The organism is Burkholderia sp. LAS2, from assembly GCF_018417615.1.
In the GTDB taxonomy this organism is placed as follows: domain Bacteria; phylum Pseudomonadota; class Gammaproteobacteria; order Burkholderiales; family Burkholderiaceae; genus Burkholderia; species Burkholderia sola.
The window spans coordinates 3,041,284-3,058,685 of record NZ_CP071052.1 but is presented as its reverse complement, the minus strand read 5'-3'; the positions used below and the strand labels follow the sequence as shown (position 1 = coordinate 3,058,685).

The following is a 17,402-nucleotide window of genomic DNA, read 5'->3' as shown; positions in this document are numbered from 1 at the left end:
TCGATAACCGGGATAGAAGAGGAGACGTCATGGCTCACGATGCCGACGCCAACCGGGCCGCCAAGCGCTGGCTCTGGCTGCTGGTACTGCCGCTGATCGCGATGGTCTGGGTACCGTCGTACAGCAAGATCGAACCGCAATGGCTCGGTTTTCCGTTTTTCTACTGGTACCAGTTGCTGTGGGTCTTCATCAGCGCGGTGATCACCGCGTTCGTGTATTTCAAGACCAAGAACGCATGGAAGGCGAGCGGCACGCAGGGAGGTGCGCAATGAATCTCGGCGCGACCTTCGTCTTCGTTCTGCTGTTCATCGGCGTCACGATCATCGGTTTCCTGGCCGCGAACTGGCGGCGCGGCGATCTTGCCCATCTCGACGAATGGGGCCTCGGCGGACGCCGCTTCGGCACGATCGTCACGTGGTTCCTGCTCGGCGGCGATCTCTACACGGCCTACACGTTCGTCGCGGTGCCCGCGCTCGTGTTCGGCGCCGGCGCGATGGGCTTCTTCGCGCTGCCGTACACGATCCTGATCTATCCGTTCGCGTTCGTCGTGTTCCCGAAGCTGTGGAGCATCGCGAAGCGGCACGGCTACGTGACGGCCGCCGATTTCGTCAATGCGCGCTACGGCAGCCGGATGCTCGCGCTGGCGATCGCGGTGACGGGCATCCTGGCGACGATGCCATACATCGCGCTGCAGCTCGTCGGCATCGAGGTGGTGATCGGCGCGCTTGGCTTCGACACGACCGGCTTCGTCGGCGATCTGCCGCTGATCATCGCGTTCGCGATCCTCGCTGCCTACACGTACACGTCGGGGCTGCGTGCGCCCGCGATGATCGCGATCGTGAAGGACGTGCTGATCTACGTCACGATCGCCGCCGCGGTGATCGTGATCCCCGCGAAGCTCGGCGGTTTCGGGCACATCTTCTCCGCGGTGCCGCCCGCGAAGCTGCTGCTGAAGGCGCCCGACGCGATGAGCCTGAACGGCTACAGCGCGTACGCGACGCTCGCGATCGGCTCGGCGCTCGCGCTGTTCCTGTATCCGCACTCGGTCACGGCGATCCTGTCGTCGTCGTCGGGCAACTCGATCCGCCGCAACATGGCGATGCTGCCCGCGTACTCGTTCGTGCTCGGCCTGCTCGCGCTGCTCGGCTACATGGCGCTCGCCTCCGGCGTGAAGGACATGCCGCAGTACGCGCCGTACTTCAAGGCGTTCGGCCCGAACTTCGCGGTGCCCGCGCTGTTCCTCGAGTACTTCCCGTCGTGGTTCGTCGGCGTCGCGTTCGCGGCGATCGGCATCGGCGCACTGGTGCCGGCGGCGATCATGTCGATCGCGGCCGCGAACCTGTACACGCGCAACATCCATCGCGAGTTCGTGAACCGCAATATGTCGCACGACCAGGAAACGCACGTCGCGAAGCTCGTATCGCTGATCGTGAAAGTCGGCGCGGTGGCGTTCATCCTCGGGCTGCCGCTGACCTACGCGATCCAGCTGCAACTGCTCGGCGGGATCTGGATCATCCAGACGCTGCCCGCGATCGTGCTCGGCCTGTACACGCGCGTGCTCGACCATCGCGGCCTGCTGGCCGGCTGGGCGGCCGGCATCGTGTGCGGCACGTGGATGGCGGTCTCGCTGAAGCTGGCGAGTTCGATCTTCACGATCCACCTGTTCGGCCTCGCGATTCCCGGCTACGCGGCCGTGTGGTCGCTGATCGTGAACCTGGTGGTGTCGGTGGCGGTGAGCGTGCTGGTGCGCGTGATGGGGATGACGCATGCGGAGGATCGCACGCGGCCGGAGGATTATCTCGACGTCGTCGAGGGCTGATACGGGCGGTGCGCGGCCGTGTGCCGCGCACGCGTCGCGCAGCAACGAAAACGCCCGCCACCGCAAGGTGGCGGGCGTTCGTTCTTGCGTCAGCCCTGCGCGCGTTTCGCGAGTTCCTCGCGCTGCGACAGATCCTCGACGTTGACCATCCAGTGCACGCCGAAACGATCCTTCGCCATCCCGAAGCCGAGCGCCCAGAACGTCTTGCCGAACGGCATCGTCACTTCGCCGCCGTCGGCGAGCGCATTGAACAGCTTCTGGCCTTCGTCGACCGTCGTCGGGTTCAGCGACAGCGAATAGCCGGCGTGCGCGGCGCCCGCCGGCTGGCTGCAGTCCCCGTCCGAGCACATGATCATCGACTCGCCGATCGTGAAGCTCGCGTGCATCACCTTGTCGGCCATCTCCGGCGACATCGGGTAATCGGGATTCGGCGGGGCGTCCTTGAAGTGCATCTTGAACATCGTCTTCGCACCGAGCGCCTTTTCGTAGAACTGAAGGGCTTCGTCGGCACGACCGTAGAACGTCAGGTACGGTTGAACTTGCATCGTTGTCTCCTGGAATGTGCGATGCCGGCGCGTCGGCGCTGGCGTGGCGTCGTGCAAGACTGACTGGGGGAAAAGGGTGCATCGGGAGGCGGCCGTCGTACCCGTGACGTGGATTGTAGTGCGCGCGCTTGACGATGGAATGAAAAATAAAACGGCCGCGAACACGAAATTCGCAGCCGTTTTCAGCGCGTGGGCTGACGCCTGTCGTCAGGCTTGCTGACAGCCGCTGACGCGCGGCGCGATTCAGCGCAGCGCGTCGATCAGCTTCTCGAGCTTCACCGCGTCGGCGGCGAACACGCGGATGCCTTCGGCGAGCTTTTCGGTCGCCATCGCTTCGTCGTTCAGCTGGAAGCGGAACGATGCCTCGTCGATCGCGACGCGCTCGGCCGGCTTGTCCTGCAGCGTGTCCGGCGACAGCTTGCGTGCGACCGTGTCGTTGCTCTCCTGCAGCTTCTGCAGCAAATCGGGACTGATCGTCAGCAGGTCGCAGCCGGCGAGCTCGGTGATCTGGCTCGTCGTGCGGAAGCTCGCGCCCATCACTTCGGTCTTGTAGCCGAACGTCTTGTAGTACGTGTAGATGCGGCGCACCGACTGCACGCCCGGATCGTTCGCGCCGCCGTCGCGCGCTTCGTTCCATTCCGCGCCGGCCTGCTTCTTGTACCAGTCGTAGATGCGGCCGACGAACGGCGAGATCAGTTGCGCGCCGGCTTCCGCGCACGCGGCGGCCTGCACGAGCGAGAAAAGCAGGGTCATGTTGCACTTGATCCCTTCCTTCTGCAGCACCTCGGCCGCACGGATTCCTTCCCACGTCGACGCGAGCTTGATCAGGATGCGCTCGCGCCCGACGCCGGCCGCTTCGTACAGCTTGATGAGCTCGCGGCCCTTGTCGATCGAGCGCTGCGTGTCGAATGACAGGCGTGCGTCGACCTCGGTCGACACGCGGCCCGGGATCAGTTTCAGGATTTCGGTGCCGAACGCGATCAGCAGGCGGTCGATGATGAAATCGGTGCTTTCGTTGCGATGATCGCGGACGGTTTTCTCGAGGATCGGCTTGTACGCATCCTTCTGGACGGCCTTCAGGATCAGCGACGGGTTCGTGGTCGCGTCCTGCGGCTTGTATTGCGCAAGCTGCTGGAAGTCGCCCGTGTCGGCGACGACGGTCGTGTACTGCTTCAGCTGGTCGAGTGCGGTAGTCATGGCGATTCGGAAGAAGAGCGCGGGGCGCCGGGTTCTCACGGGCCGCGCGAGCGCGGCGGCGAAGCGAAGCGGCGCCGGGCGCCGCTTCCGATCCATCATTTTAGGCCCGATTCGTGTCGCGCACGTTTTGGCGCGTCGGGCGCGCGCCGCGGCGGGCGGCGAGCCGCGTCACGCGGGGCGTCGCGCGTTCAGAATCACCTGCGTGACGACGCCCGCGACGAGCCCCCAGAACGCCGGGCCGATCGACAGCAGCGTGAGGCCCGAGGCGGTCACCATGAACGTGACGAGCGCCGCTTCGCGTTGTTTCACGTCCTGCATCGCGTTCGCGAGCCCGCTCATGATCGAGCCGAACAGCGCGAGCGCGGCGACCGACACGACGAGCGCCTTCGGCAGCGCGGCGAACAGCGCGGCGATCGTCGCGCCGAAGATGCCGGCGACCAGGTAGAACGTGCCGCACCACACGGCGGCCGTGTAGCGCTTCGCGCGATCCTCGTGCGCTTCGGGGCCCGTGCAGATCGCGGCCGTGATCGCCGCGAGGTTCACGCCGTGCGAGCCGAACGGCGCGAGCAGCAGCGACGCGAGGCCGGTCGTCGCGATCAGCGGCGAAGAAGGCGTCTGATAGCCGTCCGCGCGCAGCACCGCGATGCCCGGCACGTTCTGCGACGCCATCGCGACGACGAACAGCGGAATGCCGATGCTGACGATCGACGCGATCGAGAATGCGGGCATCGTGAGCACGGGCTGCGCGAGCGCGATGTGGAAGCGGCTGAAGTCGAGCAGCCCGAGGCCGCCGGCCGCCGCCGTGCCGACGATCAGCGTCGTCGGAATCGCGTAGCGCGGCGCGAGCCGCTTCACGATCAGGTAGGTGAAGAACATCGCGAGCACGAGCGCGGTCTGGAACTGCGCGGCGCGGAAGATCTCGATGCCGATCTCGAACAGGATGCCCGCGAGCAGCGCGGCCGCGATGCCGGCCGGAATGCGCTTCATCAGCGTGTCGAACAGCCCGCTCACGCCGACGGCCGTCAGCAGCAGCGCGCACACGACGAACGCGCCGATCGCCTCCGGGTAGGGCACGCCGGGCAGCGACGCGACCAGCAGCGCGGCGCCGGGCGTCGACCATGCGACGACGACGGGCGCGCGAAAGCGCAGCGACAGGCCGATGGTCGTCAGCGCCATGCCGATCGACAGCGCCCAGATCCACGACGAGATCTGCGCATCGGTGAGGTGGGCGGCGCGGCCGGCCTGGAACATCAGCACGAGCGAACTCGTGTAGCCGGTCATCATCGCGACGAAGCCGGCGACGAGCGTGGACACGGACGTATCGGCAAAAAAGCGGCGGCCGCCGGCGCGGCTCGCGCTCGCGGTGGGCGAAGGGTTCATGCTCTCTCCGGGGCGGCCGCTCGGATGCGGCCTGGGTATCTGCGGGTGGGTGTCGTTACTTGCTGAGTGCGCGCATCGCGGTTTCGAGGCCCGCGAGCGTGAGCGGATACATGCGCTGGCCGAGCACGTCGCGAATGATCGCGACCGATTGCCGGTATTCCCATAGCCGCTCGGGCTCGGGGTTCAGCCATGCATGGTGGGGGAACTGGTCGGCGAGGCGGCGCAGCCACACGGCGCCGGCTTCCGGGTTGTTGTATTCGACCGAGCCGCCGGGCTGCAGCACTTCGTACGGGCTCATCGTCGCGTCGCCGACGAAGATCAGCTTGTAGTCGGGCGTGAACTTGTGCAGCACGTCCCACGTCGCGGTGCGCTCGGAGTGGCGGCGCCGGTTGTTCTTCCACAGGTGGTCGTACACGCAGTTGTGGAAGTAGAAGAATTCGAGGTGCTTGAATTCGGCCTTCGCGGCCGAGAACAGCTCTTCCGTGCGCTTGATGTGGTCGTCCATCGAGCCGCCGACGTCGAGCAGCATCAGCACCTTCACGTTGTTGTGGCGCTCGGGCACCATCCGCAGGTCGAGCCAGCCGGCGTTCGCGGCCGTGCTGCGGATCGTGCCGGGCAGGTCGAGCTCCTCGGCCGCGCCCTCGCGCGCGAAGCGGCGCAGCCGCCGCAGCGCGACCTTGATGTTGCGCGTGCCGATCTCGACCGAATCGTCGTAGTCGCGGTACGCGCGCGCTTCCCACACCTTCACCGCGGTGCGGTTGCCGTTCGACGGGCCGCCGATGCGCACGCCTTCCGGGTTGTAGCCGCCGTGCCCGAACGGCGACGTGCCGCCGGTGCCGATCCACTTGTTGCCGCCTTCGTGGCGTTCCTTCTGCTCGTCGAGCAGCGCCTTCAAACGCTCCATCAGCTTGTCGAGGCCGCCCATCGCTTCGATCTGCGCCTTCTCCTCGGGCGACAGCTCGCGCTCGAGGCGCTTCTCGAGCCAGTCGAGCGGGATGTCGAACGCCTCGGACGGCAGCGCGGACACGCCGTGGAAATACGCGCCGAACGCCTGGTCGAACTTGTCGAAGTACTGCTCGTCCTTGACGAGCGTCATCCGCGCGAGGAAGTAGAACGCGTCGATCGACGGCGAGATCAGCCCGGCCTTCAGCGATTCGAGCAGCGTCAGGTATTCCTTCACCGAGACGGGCAGCTTGGCTGCGCGCAGCGCGTAGAAGAAATTGAGCAGCATGGCCGGGCCTTCGCGGGTGGGTTACCGGTTGTGCCGGTTCATGTAGACGAGCCGTTCGAGCAGGCTCAGATCCTGCTCGTTCTTCAGCAGCGCGCCGGCGAGCGGCGGCACGATCTGCTTCGCGTCGGCACTGCGCAGCGCGTCGGCCGAGATGTTCTCGGCGAGCAGCAGCTTCAGCCAGTCGAGCAGCTCGGACGTCGACGGCTTCTTCTTCAGCCCCGACACGCCGCGCAATTCGAAGAAGCTCTCGAGCGCCGCGCGCAGCAGTTCCTCGCGGATGTTCGGGAAATGCACGGCGACGATCTTCTGCATCGTCGACGGATCGGGAAACTGGATGTAATGGAAGAAGCAGCGGCGCAGGAACGCGTCGGGCAGCTCCTTCTCGTTGTTCGACGTGATGATGACGAGCGGACGGTGCTTCGCGCGAATGGTCTCGCGCGTCTCGTACACGTGGAACTCCATCCGGTCGAGCTCGCGCAGCAGGTCGTTCGGGAATTCGATGTCGGCCTTGTCGATCTCGTCGATCAGCAGCACGCTCGGCTGCTCGGCGTCGAACGCCTGCCACAGCACGCCCTTGACGATGTAGTTCGCGATGTCCTTCACGCGCGCGTCGCCGAGCTGCGAATCGCGCAGCCGCGACACGGCGTCGTATTCGTACAGGCCCTGCTGCGCCTTGGTGGTCGACTTGATGTGCCACTGCAGCAGCGGCATGCCGAGCGCGGCGGCCACTTCCTCGGCGAGCATGGTCTTGCCGGTGCCGGGCTCGCCCTTGATCAGCAGCGGGCGCTGCAGCGTCAGCGCGGCATTGACCGCGAGCGTCAGATCGTCGGTGGCGACGTACTGCGAGGACCCTTCGAAACGCATGGCGGCGCTCTTCTTCAACGGGAAAAAAACCCAGTATAAGTCAGAAGGGCTGTCCGGGCGGGCCGCGCCCGCGTATCGTTGCGGGGCTGTGGCAGGGCCCGCCGGGGCGCCGTATGGACGCATTCCCCGCCGACGCGGTACAATCTGGCCGTTTTTTTTGGCCTGCGTGGCGACCGACAAGCAAAACGGCGCGGGCCGTTGCCGCTTCGGCGCCAGTTTCCCCTCAAGCTAGGTTACAAGAGCTATGAACAAATTCGTCGGCAAACACGTCGTTGTCGCAGCGCTCGTGGCGCTCGCGGGCAGCGCGCAGGCGGCCGGTGTGGTCGGCAACCCGAAGGACGGGGCGAGCAAGGCCGCCATGTGCATCGGTTGCCACGGCATCCAGGACTACCGCGCGGCGTACCCGGAGGTCTACCGGGTGCCTGTCCTCGGCGGCCAGAACCAGCAATACCTCGAGAACGCGCTGAAGGCCTACCGCAAGAAGGATCGTCACTTCCCGTCGATGAATGCGATCGCCGGCTCGCTGACCGACCAGGACATCGCGGATCTGTCGGCGTACTACGCCGCCCAGAAGGCCGACACGAAGGACAACCCCTACAAGTAAAGCGCGCGCCGCCGATCTCTCCGGCGGGACAGGAGCATTCATGAACAACGCATTCAAGACGGCGGCGGTGGCACTGGCGGCCGGCCTCGCGATCGGTACCGCGCACGCAGCGGACATCTCGAAGGGCAAGGAACTGGTCGAGTCGCACAACTGCGCGGCCTGCCACGGCGCGCAGCTGAACAAGCCGATCAACGCGGAGTACCCGCGCCTCGCCGGCCAGCACGCCGACTATCTCGTGTGGGCGATGCGCCAGTACCAGATGGGGCTGACGAACCCGCTGATCGGCCGCAACAACGCGATCATGCAGGCGCAGGTCCAGAACCTGTCGGTCAGCGACATGAAGGACATCGCGTCCTACATCGAGTCGCTGAAGGAAACCGACCTCGTGTTCAAGAAGTAAGCGCGACGGGCCTCAGCGGCTCGCGCAGCAGGAATGCCCCGCCTCGGCGGGGTATTTTTTTGTCCGCGGCCCGGCGCAGGTCGATGTGCCGGCCCCGGGGCACTACTCAGTCGCGCGACGCGCGGCGCAGGATGCGCTGCAGGTACGCGTCGGTATCGGGCGGCGTGTTCGTGCGCTGCGCTTCCCAGATCGTCTCGCCGAGGCATTCCATGATCGCGTGCTGCGCGTCGTGGGTCGAGTCGAGCTTCGCGGCCAGCTTGTCGTGCGCGGCGCGGATCCCGGGCGGCTGGTCGATCGACAGCTGCTCGCTGATCGCGAGGTGCATCGACAGGTGCAGGAACGGGTTCGTCCGGCCTTCCTCGGGCGTGTAGTTGCGCGCGGCCGCGCCGTCGGCGTCGGCCAGTTCGTCGTGGTATTCGGGATGCTCGACGATCCAGTCGGCCGCGATCGCTTCCAGCGGCGTCAGGATCTCGCCTGCGCGCTGCTTGCGCCAGGTCTCGGTGAAAAAGCGACGCACGTCGTCGCGGCTTGGATTGAACATGGTGGGGAAACGTCGTGATTCGGGCGGCGTCATGCCGCGTTGCGCATTGTACGCCGGCGCGGCCGACGGCGCTGGCGGTGGCCACCAGGGCGGCTGGAGGCGGGCGGCGGGGCGGGTGTTACGGCCGCCCGTCGCGCAACGGGTAAGCGCGGGCTAGGCTCGCCGCCGCCGCGCCGCTACACTCCGACGATTCCCGTCACGGCGCGTTGCTCGCCCGCTTTCATCTTTCATCATGACCGCCATCGTCCGCTCCTCGTCCGCCGCGCTGCAGGGCGCGCTCTACGTCGCGTTGTCCGCCGCCGCATTCGGTGCGATGGCGATTTTCGGCCGCTATGCGTATGCGGCCGGCGTCGACGTGCTCGGGCTGTTGATCGTGCGCTTCGCGATCGGCGGCGCGGTGCTCGCGGCGATCGCGCGGCACCGCCGCGTCGCCTGGCCGCGCGGGCGGGCGCTCGCGCCGCTGGTGGCGATGGGCGCGCTCGGCTACGTCGGCCAGTCGTTCTGCTATTTCAGCGCGCTGCAGCACGCGCAGGCGAGCCTCGTCGCGCTGCTGCTGTACCTGTATCCGGCGTTCGTCACGCTGCTGGCCGCGTGGTGGCTCGGCGAGCGCCTCACGCGTGCCAAGGCCGTCGCGCTGGTGCTGTGCGTCGCGGGCTCGGCGCTGATGGTCGGCGGCGGGCACGGCGAGCCGCTCGGAATCGCGCTCGCGCTGGCCGCCGCGGTGATTTACTCGCTGTACATCGTCGGCGGCACGAAGGCGACGCGCGGCGTCGATCCGCTCGCGACCACCGCGATCATCTGCTTGTCGGCCACCGCGACGCTCGTCGCGATCGCCGTCATGCGAACGGCGGCGTTCGGCGCGCCGCCGCGCTGGCCCGCGACGGCCGGCGGCTGGGCGTCGATGCTCGCGATCGCGCTCGTGTCGACGGTCGCGGCCATGCTCGCGTTCTTTTCCGGGCTCGAGCGGCTCGGGGCCGCACGCACGTCGATGCTGTCGACGCTCGAACCGGTCGTGACGGTCGCGCTCGCGGCGCTGCTGTTCGGGGAAGCGTTGTCGCCGCTGCAGTGGGCGGGCGGCGTCGCGATCCTGGCGGCCGTGCTGGCGCTCGTGCGCGCGGGCGGCGCGGCCGCCGACGACGCGACGGCGACGTCGAATGCATGACGGGGAAGAGGAAGCCGCCGGCGCGCAACGGCGCCGGCCGGTATCGCGCGCGGCCCGAGCGGCCGGTGCGATGCGTGGATACGTCAGTCGCGGCTGACGCGCGTCACTCGTTGGGCGGCGGCGTCTTCGGCCGGAACTCGCACAGCGGCTCGATCGCGCAGTGCCAGCATTCGGGCCGGCGGGCCTTGCAGACGTAGCGCCCGTGCAGGATCAGCCAGTGATGCGCGTCCTGCAGGAATTCCTTCGGCGTGAACTTCTCGAGCGCGGTCTCGACGGCCCGCACGTCCTTGCCCGGCGCGAGCCCGGTGCGATTCGCGACGCGGAAGATATGCGTGTCGACCGCGATCGTCGGCTGGCCGAACGCGGTGTTCAGCACGACGTTCGCGGTCTTGCGGCCGACGCCCGGCAAGCCTTCGAGCGCTTCGCGATCGGCCGGCACTTCGCCGTCGTAGCGCTCGAGCAGGATCCGGCACGTCGCGACCACGTTCTTCGCCTTGGTGCGATAGAGGCCGATCGTCTTGATGTACTCGGTGACGCCTTCCTCGCCGAGCGCGACGATTTGTCGCGGGGTGTTCGCGACCGGGAACATTTTCCGCATCGCTTTGTTGACCGACACGTCGGTCGCCTGCGCGGACAGCATTACGGCAATCAGCAGCTCGAACGGCGTCGAGTATTCGAGCTCGGTGGTCGGATGCGGATTGAGGCTCTGCAGCGTTTCGTAGATCGCGCGTCGTTTGTTGGCGTTCATGGAGCGTTCTGGTCGGGCGGCACGGCCGGGTCGTCCGGATCGCCGCTGCCTGCGTCGTTGTCGGGGTCGTTGCTGCCCGAGGCCGCGTCGGCATCGCGCTGCGCCTGCTGTTCGGCGAGCCGCTTGCGGCGCGCCTCGGCCGCGTCGATCTGCGCCTGGACGGCCGCGCTCACGCCCTCGGTGTTCTTCGGCCCGGCGCCTTGCCCGGACAGCTCTTCCTTCTTCTTGCGCGCGCGTTCGAGCGCGGCGGCGATGATCGCGCGTTTCTTCGCTTCGGCGTCGTCGGCCGGTGCGGCGGCCGGCGTGCCCGCCGAGCCGGGCCGCGCGGCCGATGCCTCCGCGGCCGGCTTCGCGGCGCTGGCCGCGCGGCGGGCGGCGGCGCGCGCTTCGGCGGCCTCGCGCTCGCGGCGCTGGCGCGCGAGCCGCAGGTCGTGGCGTTCGCGCGCGGCGTCGGCCTGTTCCTGCGACCACGCGTCCCAGCCCGTGCGATCGCCGGTCACCGGCAGCATCGCGATGCAGTCGACCGGGCACGGCGGCACGCACAGGTCGCAGCCCGTGCACAGCGACGCGACGATCGTGTGCATCTGCTTCGGCGCGCCGACGATCGCGTCGACCGGGCACGCCTGCATGCACAGCGTGCAGCCGATGCACAGGTTTTCGTCGATGAACGCGAGCGCGCGCGGATGCTCGGTGCCGTTGACGGGGTTCAGCGGAATCACCGGCTTGCCGAGCAGGCTCGCGAGGCGCGCGATGCCTTCGGCGCCGCCGGGCGGGCACTGGTTGTAGTTCGCGTTGCCGGCGGCGATTGCCTCGGCGTACGGACGGCAGCCGTTATAGCCGCACTTCGTGCATTGCGTCTGGGGAAGCAGATCTTCGATGCGATCCGCGAGTGTTTTGGAATCGGTCACGGTGACGACAGGCTGACAACAGGCGCAGCGGCGCCGAATGGCTCTCGACCGCGTCGGGCGCGGCCGGAAAGGTTTGCCAAAGCTCGATTATCGCCGATTTCCCGCATTGCGCCGGACGCCGTCTATGCGCATAATCGAACCGCTTTTTTGCAGGGGCTCAGCAGGAGGGCGGCCGCCCGCGGCGCGCCCGTTCCAGGGCGGCCGGCGCCGAGGCGGTGGGGTGTCGGTCCGAATCAAGCGGCTCACATAGCAAAGCGCCACCATGAATCAGCCAAAAATCAAAAGAGATCCTGAAGGCACGCGCCGCCGCATCCTGATGGCGGCAGCCGAAGAGTTCGCGAATGGCGGGCTGTTCGGCGCGCGCGTCGATCAGATCGCGCGCCGGGCCGAAACGAACGAGCGCATGCTCTATTACTACTTCGGCAGCAAGGAGCAGCTCTTCACGGCGGTGCTCGAACACGCGTTCTCCGCGCTGACGGAGGCCGAGCGCGTGCTGGATCTCGACGGCGTCGCGCCGGTCGAAGCCGTCACGCGGCTCGCGCATTTCGTGTGGGACTACTACCGCGACCATCCGGAGCTGCTCCGGCTCATCAACAACGAGAACCTGCACGAAGCGCGCTATCTGCACAAGTCGACGCGGATTCGCGAGATGATGTCGCCGATCGTCGCGAAGCTCGGCAACGTGCTGATGCGCGGCCAGAGGGCGGGGCTGTTCCGCGGCGACGTCGATCCGCTGCGCTTCTACGTGACGCTGTCGGGGCTCGGCTACTACATCGTGTCGAACCGCTTCACGCTCGCCGCGACGCTCGGCCGCGACTTCACCGACACCGACGAGCGCGCGGAGATGGTCCGAATGAACACCGAGGTGCTGCTCGCCTATCTGCTGCGGCGCTGACGCGACGAACGCAGGAGCCGACGAGCCGCCCCATCGCGGCCGCGGCCGAATAAAAAAACGCCGCCGTTGCGCGAAGCAACGGCGGCGTTTTTGCGTCGGGATGCGGCGCGTCAGGCGGCCTTGCGGGCCCGCACGGTTTTGGCGCGCGGGCTGCCTGCCGCGCGTTTCGCCGCGGGCGCGGCCTTCGCGGCGGGCGTCCTGGCGGGCGCGACCGTCACGGCCGGCGCCTTCACGCGCGTGCGTTTCGCGGCGGTGACGCGCACCGCCGTTTCCGGCTCCGGCTTGGCGGCCGGCACGACGCCGATCGCGGTCGCATCCTGCGCATCGACGGGCAACTTCGTCGCGCCGTTCTTCGGCTCCGGCGCATGCTCGCGGATGAAGTCGCGCAGTTGCGGATAGATGATCGTGCGCCAGCGGCGGCCCGAGAAGATCCCGTAGTGGCCGCACTTCTCGGCGGTCAGGCTGCGGCGGTCGTCCTGCGGGATGCCCGTGCACAGCTCGTGCGCGACGTGCGTCTGGCCGCTGCCCGAGATGTCGTCGAGTTCGCCCTCGATCGTCATCAGCGCGGTGTGCTTGATGTCCTGCGGACGCACGCGCTCGCCCTCGACGTCCCACGTGCCTTCCGCGAGCCGGAATTCCTGGAATACGACGCGGATCGTCTCGAGGTAATACTCGGCGGCCATGTCGAGCACCGCGTTGTATTCGTCGTAGAAGCGGCGGTGCGCTTCGGCGTCGTCCTCGTCGCCGCGCAGCAGGCTCTGGTAGAAGTCCCAGTGCGATTGCGCGTGGCGCTCCGGGTTCATCGCGACGAAGCCCGTGTGCTGCAGGAAGCCCGGATACACCTGGCGGCCTTCGCCCGGATAGTTCGCGGGCACCGTGTGGATCACGTTGTTCTCGAACCACGCGGTCGAGTGTTGCGTGGCCAACGAGTTCACCGACGTCGGGCTGCGGCGCGCGTCGATCGGGCCGCCCATCATCGTCATCGTGAGCGGCGTGTCCTCGCCGCGGCTCGCCATCAGCGAAATCGCCGCGAGCACCGGCACCGTCGGCTGACATACCGAGATCACGTGGAGGTTGCGCGCGCCGATGTGACGGATGAATTCCTGGATGTACGCGATGTAGTCGTGCAGGTGGAACGGGCCGACTTCGACCGGCACCATCCGCGCATCGATCCAGTCGGTGATGTAGACCTTGTGATCCTGCAGCAGCGTGCGCACCGTGTCGCGCAGCAGCGTCGAGTGGTGGCCCGACAGCGGCGCGCAGACCAGCACGACCGGTTCGTCCTTCAGTTGCGTGACGGCGTCGGCATCGTCCGAATAGCGCTTGAAGCGCAGCAGCCGGCAGAACGGCTTCTCGATGATCGTCTGCTCGACGATCGGGATGTTGTGGCCGTCCTTGACGATCTGATGAAGGTTGAATTCCGGCTTTTCGTAATCCTTGCCGAGCCGATACATCAGCTCATAGGCGGCCGCCATCCGCGGCGCGCCGGGCATCAGCGAGAACGGGCTGGACGGATTCGCGAACGACTTCGACGCGGCCTGGGCCCAGGCCGTGAGCGGGCTCAGCATCGCCCGCTGGAATTCGTGCAGTTGGTAAAGCATGCAGGCTACTCCCGCGTGGGGGGACGGTGCGCAAGGGCGGCGTGAGGCGTCGCGGCGTGCCGTGTGGGTCAGCGGCCGGCCATGTTGCATTGCAGCCGGACAATCTCGTCGATCATATCGGACAACGATCGTTTGTGCAATGCAACATTTCCCGGTTTTTTCATCAAATTTTTGCGATTTGACGATCTATGAACAAGGGCCCGCGCCGCCGCTCAGCGGCCGGTGGCCACGGCCGGCGCGGGCTGGCCGGCCGCGCGCGCCATCGCGTCTTCATGGTGCATCAGGTTCATCGCGGTATGCACGAGCGCCACGTGCGAGAACGCCTGCGGGAAGTTGCCGACGAGCCGCCCGGCCACCGGGTCGTATTCCTCCGCGAGCAAGCCCAGGTCGTTGGACAGCGCGAGCAGCCGGCTGAAGAGCCGATGCGCGTCGTCGATCCGGCCGAGCAGCGCGTAGCTGTCGACCAGCCAGAAGCTGCACGCGAGAAACGTGCCTTCGCCCGGCGGCAGGCCGTCGTCGTATTCGGTCGTGCGGTAGCGCATCACGAGCCCGTCGTGCAGCAATTCCCGTTCGATCGCGTCGACCGTGCCAACGATGCGCGGGTCTTCCGGCGGCAGGAAGCCGAGCTGCGGCAGCAGCAGCACGCTCGCATCGAGCTCGTCGCTGCCGTAGCTCTGTGCGAACGCCTGCTTGCCTTCGTGCCACGCGTTCGCGCAGACGTCCGCATGAATCCGCTCGCGCAGCGCGCGCCAGCGGTCGAGCGAGCCGGGCAGCCGGAACATTTCCGCCGACTTGATCGCGCGGTCGAACGCGACCCACGCCATCACCTTCGAGAACGTGAAATGGCGGCGGCCGCCGCGCGTTTCCCAGATCCCTTCGTCGGGTTCCTGCCAGATCTTCTCGAGGTGGTCGAGCAGCGCGCACTGCACCGACCAGACCGTGTCGTCGGCCTGCAGGCCGCCCACGCGCGCGAGATGCAGCGCGGCCATCACCTCGCCGAACACGTCGAGCTGGAGCTGGTTCGCGGCGCCGTTGCCGACGCGCACCGGCAGCGAATCCTGGTAGCCGGGCAGCCAGTCGAGCTCCATTTCCGGCAGCCGGCGCTCGCCGGCGATCCCGTACATGATCTGGATCTGCTCGGGCGAGCCGGCCATCACGCGGCCAAGCCACGTGCGCCACGCGCGCGCCTCGTCGTAGTAGCCGCCGCGCATCAGCGCGAGCAGCGTGATCGTCGCGTCGCGCAGCCAGCAGTAGCGGTAGTCCCAGTTGCGGTTGCCGCCGATCTTCTCGGGCAGCGAGGTGGTCGGCGCGGCGACGATGCCGCCGGTCGGCTCGTACGCGAGCGCCTTCAGCGTGATCAGCGAGCGGCGCACGGCGGCCGCGTAGCGGCCCTGCACCTGGCAGCGGCCCGACCATTCGAGCCAGTAGTTCTCGGTGCGCGCGAGCATCGACAGCGGGTCGCGCGCCGGCGGCAGCCGCATGTGCGACGCCGCGTAGCCGAGCGAGAACGGCACGCGCTCGTCGGCGCTCACCGTGAATTCCGCGAGCGTATGGAGGTTCTTGCCGGTGAGCGGCACCGGCGTGCGCAGCACGACGGTATCGGGGCCCGCGATGGCCTTCATGCCGTCCTCGCGGGTCAGTTGCGTGACCCACGGAATCGAGAAGCCGTAGTCGAAGCGCAACACGAGCTCCATGCGCATCTTCATCGTGCCGTGGCGGCCGACGACGATCCGCACCAGTTCGGACCAGCCGTTGCCGGGCGGCATGAAGTCGATCACGGTGACGGCGCCGTCGGCGCTTTCGTAATCGGTTTCGAGAATCAGCGTGTCGCCGCGATAGCGGCGTGTCGTGTGCGTGATCGCGGCGTCGGCGGCCGGAGCAAGCAGCCAGCGGCCGTGCTCGGGCGTGCCGAGCAGCGCCGCGAAGCAGGCGCCCGAATCGAAGCGGGGCCAGCACAGCCAGTCGACGGAGCCGTCTTTTGCGATCAGCGCGGCCGTGTGGCCGTCGCCGACGAGGGCGTAGTCTTCGATCAGGGCGGGCATGGGCAGGCGATCCTTGGGTATTCGAGTTCACAATGCGGACGTCGGCGGCCCGGACTTCACGCCCGGGCGCCGCGCCCCGTATACTCGGCCGGGCGGCGGAGCGCATGAACGGCCGGCGTTTCGTCCTATCTCAACACTTGAAGCGACTCGATGCAAGGAGGATTCAATGGCCAACCGTTTACGGGAGCGTGACGCACGCGCTTCGACACGAGGGTTGCCGCTTAGGTTCGCTCACTGGATGAAAGGTTTCGCGATCGTGCTTTCCCTGTCCGCGACCCACGCATTCGCGCAGCAATCGTCCGCCCCGGCCGACGGCGTCTACAACCTGCTCGTCGGCACCTATACGGGTGGCGGCAGCGACGGGATCTACGTTTATCGCTTCGATACCAAAACCGGCAGCGTCGCGCCGGTATCGTCGGCGAAGACCGTGAATCCGTCGTATCTGTTGCCGAGCCGCGACGGTCGCACCGTCTACGCGGTCAACGAACTCCCCGGCGACGACGGGCCCGCGACGCAGCGCGGCGGCGTCAGCGCGTTCCGCTTCGACGCGAAGACGGGCGCGCTGAGCTTCATCGAGCGTGTATCGTCGGAAGGGAACGACCCTTGCTATCTCGCGCTGTCGCCGGACGGCAAGTACCTCGTGACCGCCAACTACTCGGTCGCGGCCGACCCGGGCGGCAGCTTCGCGGTGTTTCCGCTGCGCGACGACGGCGCGGCCGGCCAGGCCGTGCTGGCGGTCCACCACGAAGGCACCGGGCCCGTGAAGGGCCGCCAGGACGGCGCGCACGTGCATTCGACGGTGTTTTCGCCGGACGGCCGCTACCTGTTCGTGCAAGATCTCGGCGCGGACAAGATCTACGGCTACCGCTACACGGTGGACGGCAGCCGCGGGCTGATCAGCCCGACCGACACGCGCTACACGCCGGTGAAGGCAGGCTCCGGCCCGCGTCACATGGTGTTCGGCGCGGACGGCCGCTTCGCGTATGTGACGAGCGAGCTCAACGCGTCGGTCGAGGTGTTCGGCTATCGCGACGGCAAGCTGACGCCGGTCGAGACGGTGCCGATGACGGCGCCGGGCTTCAAGGGCAAGGTCGGCGGCGGCGCGATCCACCTGTCGCCGGACGGCCGCTTCCTGTACGCGAGCAACCGCGGCGACGCGAACGACCTGGTGATCTACGCGGTGAACCAGGCCGACGGCCGGTTGAAGCGCGTCGGCCGCCAGTCGAGCCTCGGCAAGACGCCGCGCGAATTCCTGATCGACCCGACCGGCAAGTGGCTGATCGTCGGCAACCAGGACAGCGACACGTTCTACGTGTTCAGTCGCGATGTCGAAACGGGGCAGCTCGGCGCGAATCCGCAGAAGGTCGCGGTCGGCAAGCCGGTCGACTTCAAGCTGGTGCCGGTCGCGCAGTAAATCGCGGCCGATTCCCGGTCGATGCAAGAAGGGCGCGGCCGAGGCAGCGCC

At 67.6% G+C, this 17,402-nt stretch carries 17 protein-coding genes; 7 read left to right on the top strand and 10 right to left on the bottom strand.

The genetic code is table 11. The features are described from left to right. Positions 1 to 29 precede the first annotated feature (29 nt). Both JYG37_RS14160 and mctP read left to right on the top strand, forming a co-directional pair. Positions 30 to 272, top strand: coding sequence for a DUF3311 domain-containing protein (locus JYG37_RS14160; protein ID WP_006490660.1), 243 nt, complete (start codon positions 30 to 32; stop codon positions 270 to 272). Then, positions 269 to 1,819, top strand: a complete 1,551-nt coding sequence (gene mctP, locus JYG37_RS14155; RefSeq protein ID WP_050018111.1) for a monocarboxylate uptake permease MctP — start codon at positions 269 to 271, stop codon at positions 1,817 to 1,819. The genes JYG37_RS14160 and mctP overlap by 4 nt, the downstream gene beginning before the upstream one ends. 89 nt (positions 1,820 to 1,908) lie before the next feature. Here the strand turns inward: mctP and JYG37_RS14150 are convergent, their stop codons facing one another. The 5 genes from JYG37_RS14150 to JYG37_RS14130 form a co-directional block, all read right to left on the bottom strand. After that, positions 1,909 to 2,364 (bottom strand): VOC family protein, encoded by a 456-nt coding sequence (locus tag JYG37_RS14150; RefSeq protein ID WP_050018110.1) that lies wholly within the window; start codon positions 2,362 to 2,364, stop codon positions 1,909 to 1,911. 243 nt (positions 2,365 to 2,607) lie between these two features. Then, complete coding sequence (tal, locus tag JYG37_RS14145; protein WP_050018123.1) at positions 2,608 to 3,561, bottom strand: transaldolase; 954 nt, start codon at positions 3,559 to 3,561, stop codon at positions 2,608 to 2,610. A gap of 168 nt (positions 3,562 to 3,729) precedes the next feature. After that, positions 3,730 to 4,941 (bottom strand): benzoate/H(+) symporter BenE family transporter, encoded by a 1,212-nt coding sequence (locus JYG37_RS14140; RefSeq protein WP_050018109.1) that lies wholly within the window; start codon positions 4,939 to 4,941, stop codon positions 3,730 to 3,732. Positions 4,942 to 4,996: 55 nt separating this feature from the next. Continuing rightward, complete coding sequence (locus JYG37_RS14135; RefSeq protein ID WP_050018108.1) at positions 4,997 to 6,172, bottom strand: vWA domain-containing protein; 1,176 nt, start codon at positions 6,170 to 6,172, stop codon at positions 4,997 to 4,999. A 21-nt stretch (positions 6,173 to 6,193) separates the two neighbouring features. Next, on the bottom strand, positions 6,194 to 7,036 hold the full coding sequence (locus tag JYG37_RS14130) for an AAA family ATPase (protein ID WP_213345511.1): 843 nt from the start codon (positions 7,034 to 7,036) through the stop codon (positions 6,194 to 6,196). 244 nt (positions 7,037 to 7,280) lie between these two features. Here JYG37_RS14130 and JYG37_RS14125 point away from each other — a divergent pair, with 244 nt between their 5' ends. After that, on the top strand, positions 7,281 to 7,640 hold the full coding sequence (locus tag JYG37_RS14125) for a c-type cytochrome (RefSeq protein WP_006478192.1): 360 nt from the start codon (positions 7,281 to 7,283) through the stop codon (positions 7,638 to 7,640). A gap of 40 nt (positions 7,641 to 7,680) precedes the next feature. Then, a complete protein-coding gene (locus JYG37_RS14120; RefSeq protein WP_006478193.1) occupies positions 7,681 to 8,040 on the top strand; it encodes a c-type cytochrome in 360 nt (119 codons plus the stop codon). Between the two features lie 106 nt (positions 8,041 to 8,146). Here the strand turns inward: JYG37_RS14120 and JYG37_RS14115 are convergent, their stop codons facing one another. Beyond that, positions 8,147 to 8,614 carry a DUF1841 family protein gene (locus JYG37_RS14115; protein WP_371090871.1) on the bottom strand — a complete coding sequence of 156 codons (468 nt, stop codon included), beginning with the start codon at positions 8,612 to 8,614 and terminating at the stop codon, positions 8,147 to 8,149. A gap of 199 nt (positions 8,615 to 8,813) precedes the next feature. Between JYG37_RS14115 and JYG37_RS14110 the strand changes: the two genes are divergently transcribed. Beyond that, positions 8,814 to 9,743: a DMT family transporter gene (locus JYG37_RS14110; RefSeq protein ID WP_050018106.1), complete on the top strand. Its 930-nt coding sequence runs from the start codon at positions 8,814 to 8,816 to the stop codon at positions 9,741 to 9,743. Between the two features lie 103 nt (positions 9,744 to 9,846). Here the strand turns inward: JYG37_RS14110 and nth are convergent, their stop codons facing one another. Next, positions 9,847 to 10,491, bottom strand: coding sequence for an endonuclease III (gene nth, locus JYG37_RS14105; protein ID WP_050018105.1), 645 nt, complete (start codon positions 10,489 to 10,491; stop codon positions 9,847 to 9,849). Continuing rightward, positions 10,488 to 11,399, bottom strand: coding sequence for an electron transport complex subunit RsxB (gene rsxB / locus JYG37_RS14100; RefSeq protein ID WP_089488705.1), 912 nt, complete (start codon positions 11,397 to 11,399; stop codon positions 10,488 to 10,490). The genes nth and rsxB overlap by 4 nt, the downstream gene beginning before the upstream one ends. A 262-nt stretch (positions 11,400 to 11,661) precedes the next feature. On the opposite strand from rsxB, the gene JYG37_RS14095 reads away from it, so the two are divergent. Further along, on the top strand, positions 11,662 to 12,294 hold the full coding sequence (locus tag JYG37_RS14095) for a TetR/AcrR family transcriptional regulator (RefSeq protein ID WP_050016340.1): 633 nt from the start codon (positions 11,662 to 11,664) through the stop codon (positions 12,292 to 12,294). 110 nt (positions 12,295 to 12,404) lie between these two features. On the opposite strand, the gene JYG37_RS14090 is transcribed toward JYG37_RS14095, so the two are convergent. Then, positions 12,405 to 13,895: a polyhydroxyalkanoate depolymerase gene (locus JYG37_RS14090; RefSeq protein ID WP_050016341.1), complete on the bottom strand. Its 1,491-nt coding sequence runs from the start codon at positions 13,893 to 13,895 to the stop codon at positions 12,405 to 12,407. A gap of 212 nt (positions 13,896 to 14,107) precedes the next feature. After that, positions 14,108 to 15,937, bottom strand: coding sequence for a glycoside hydrolase family 15 protein (locus JYG37_RS14085; RefSeq protein WP_050016342.1), 1,830 nt, complete (start codon positions 15,935 to 15,937; stop codon positions 14,108 to 14,110). 166 nt (positions 15,938 to 16,103) lie between these two features. On the opposite strand from JYG37_RS14085, the gene JYG37_RS14080 reads away from it, so the two are divergent. Then, positions 16,104 to 17,351, top strand: coding sequence for a lactonase family protein (locus tag JYG37_RS14080; protein ID WP_124631388.1), 1,248 nt, complete (start codon positions 16,104 to 16,106; stop codon positions 17,349 to 17,351). The last annotated feature ends 51 nt before the right edge of the window (positions 17,352 to 17,402 follow it).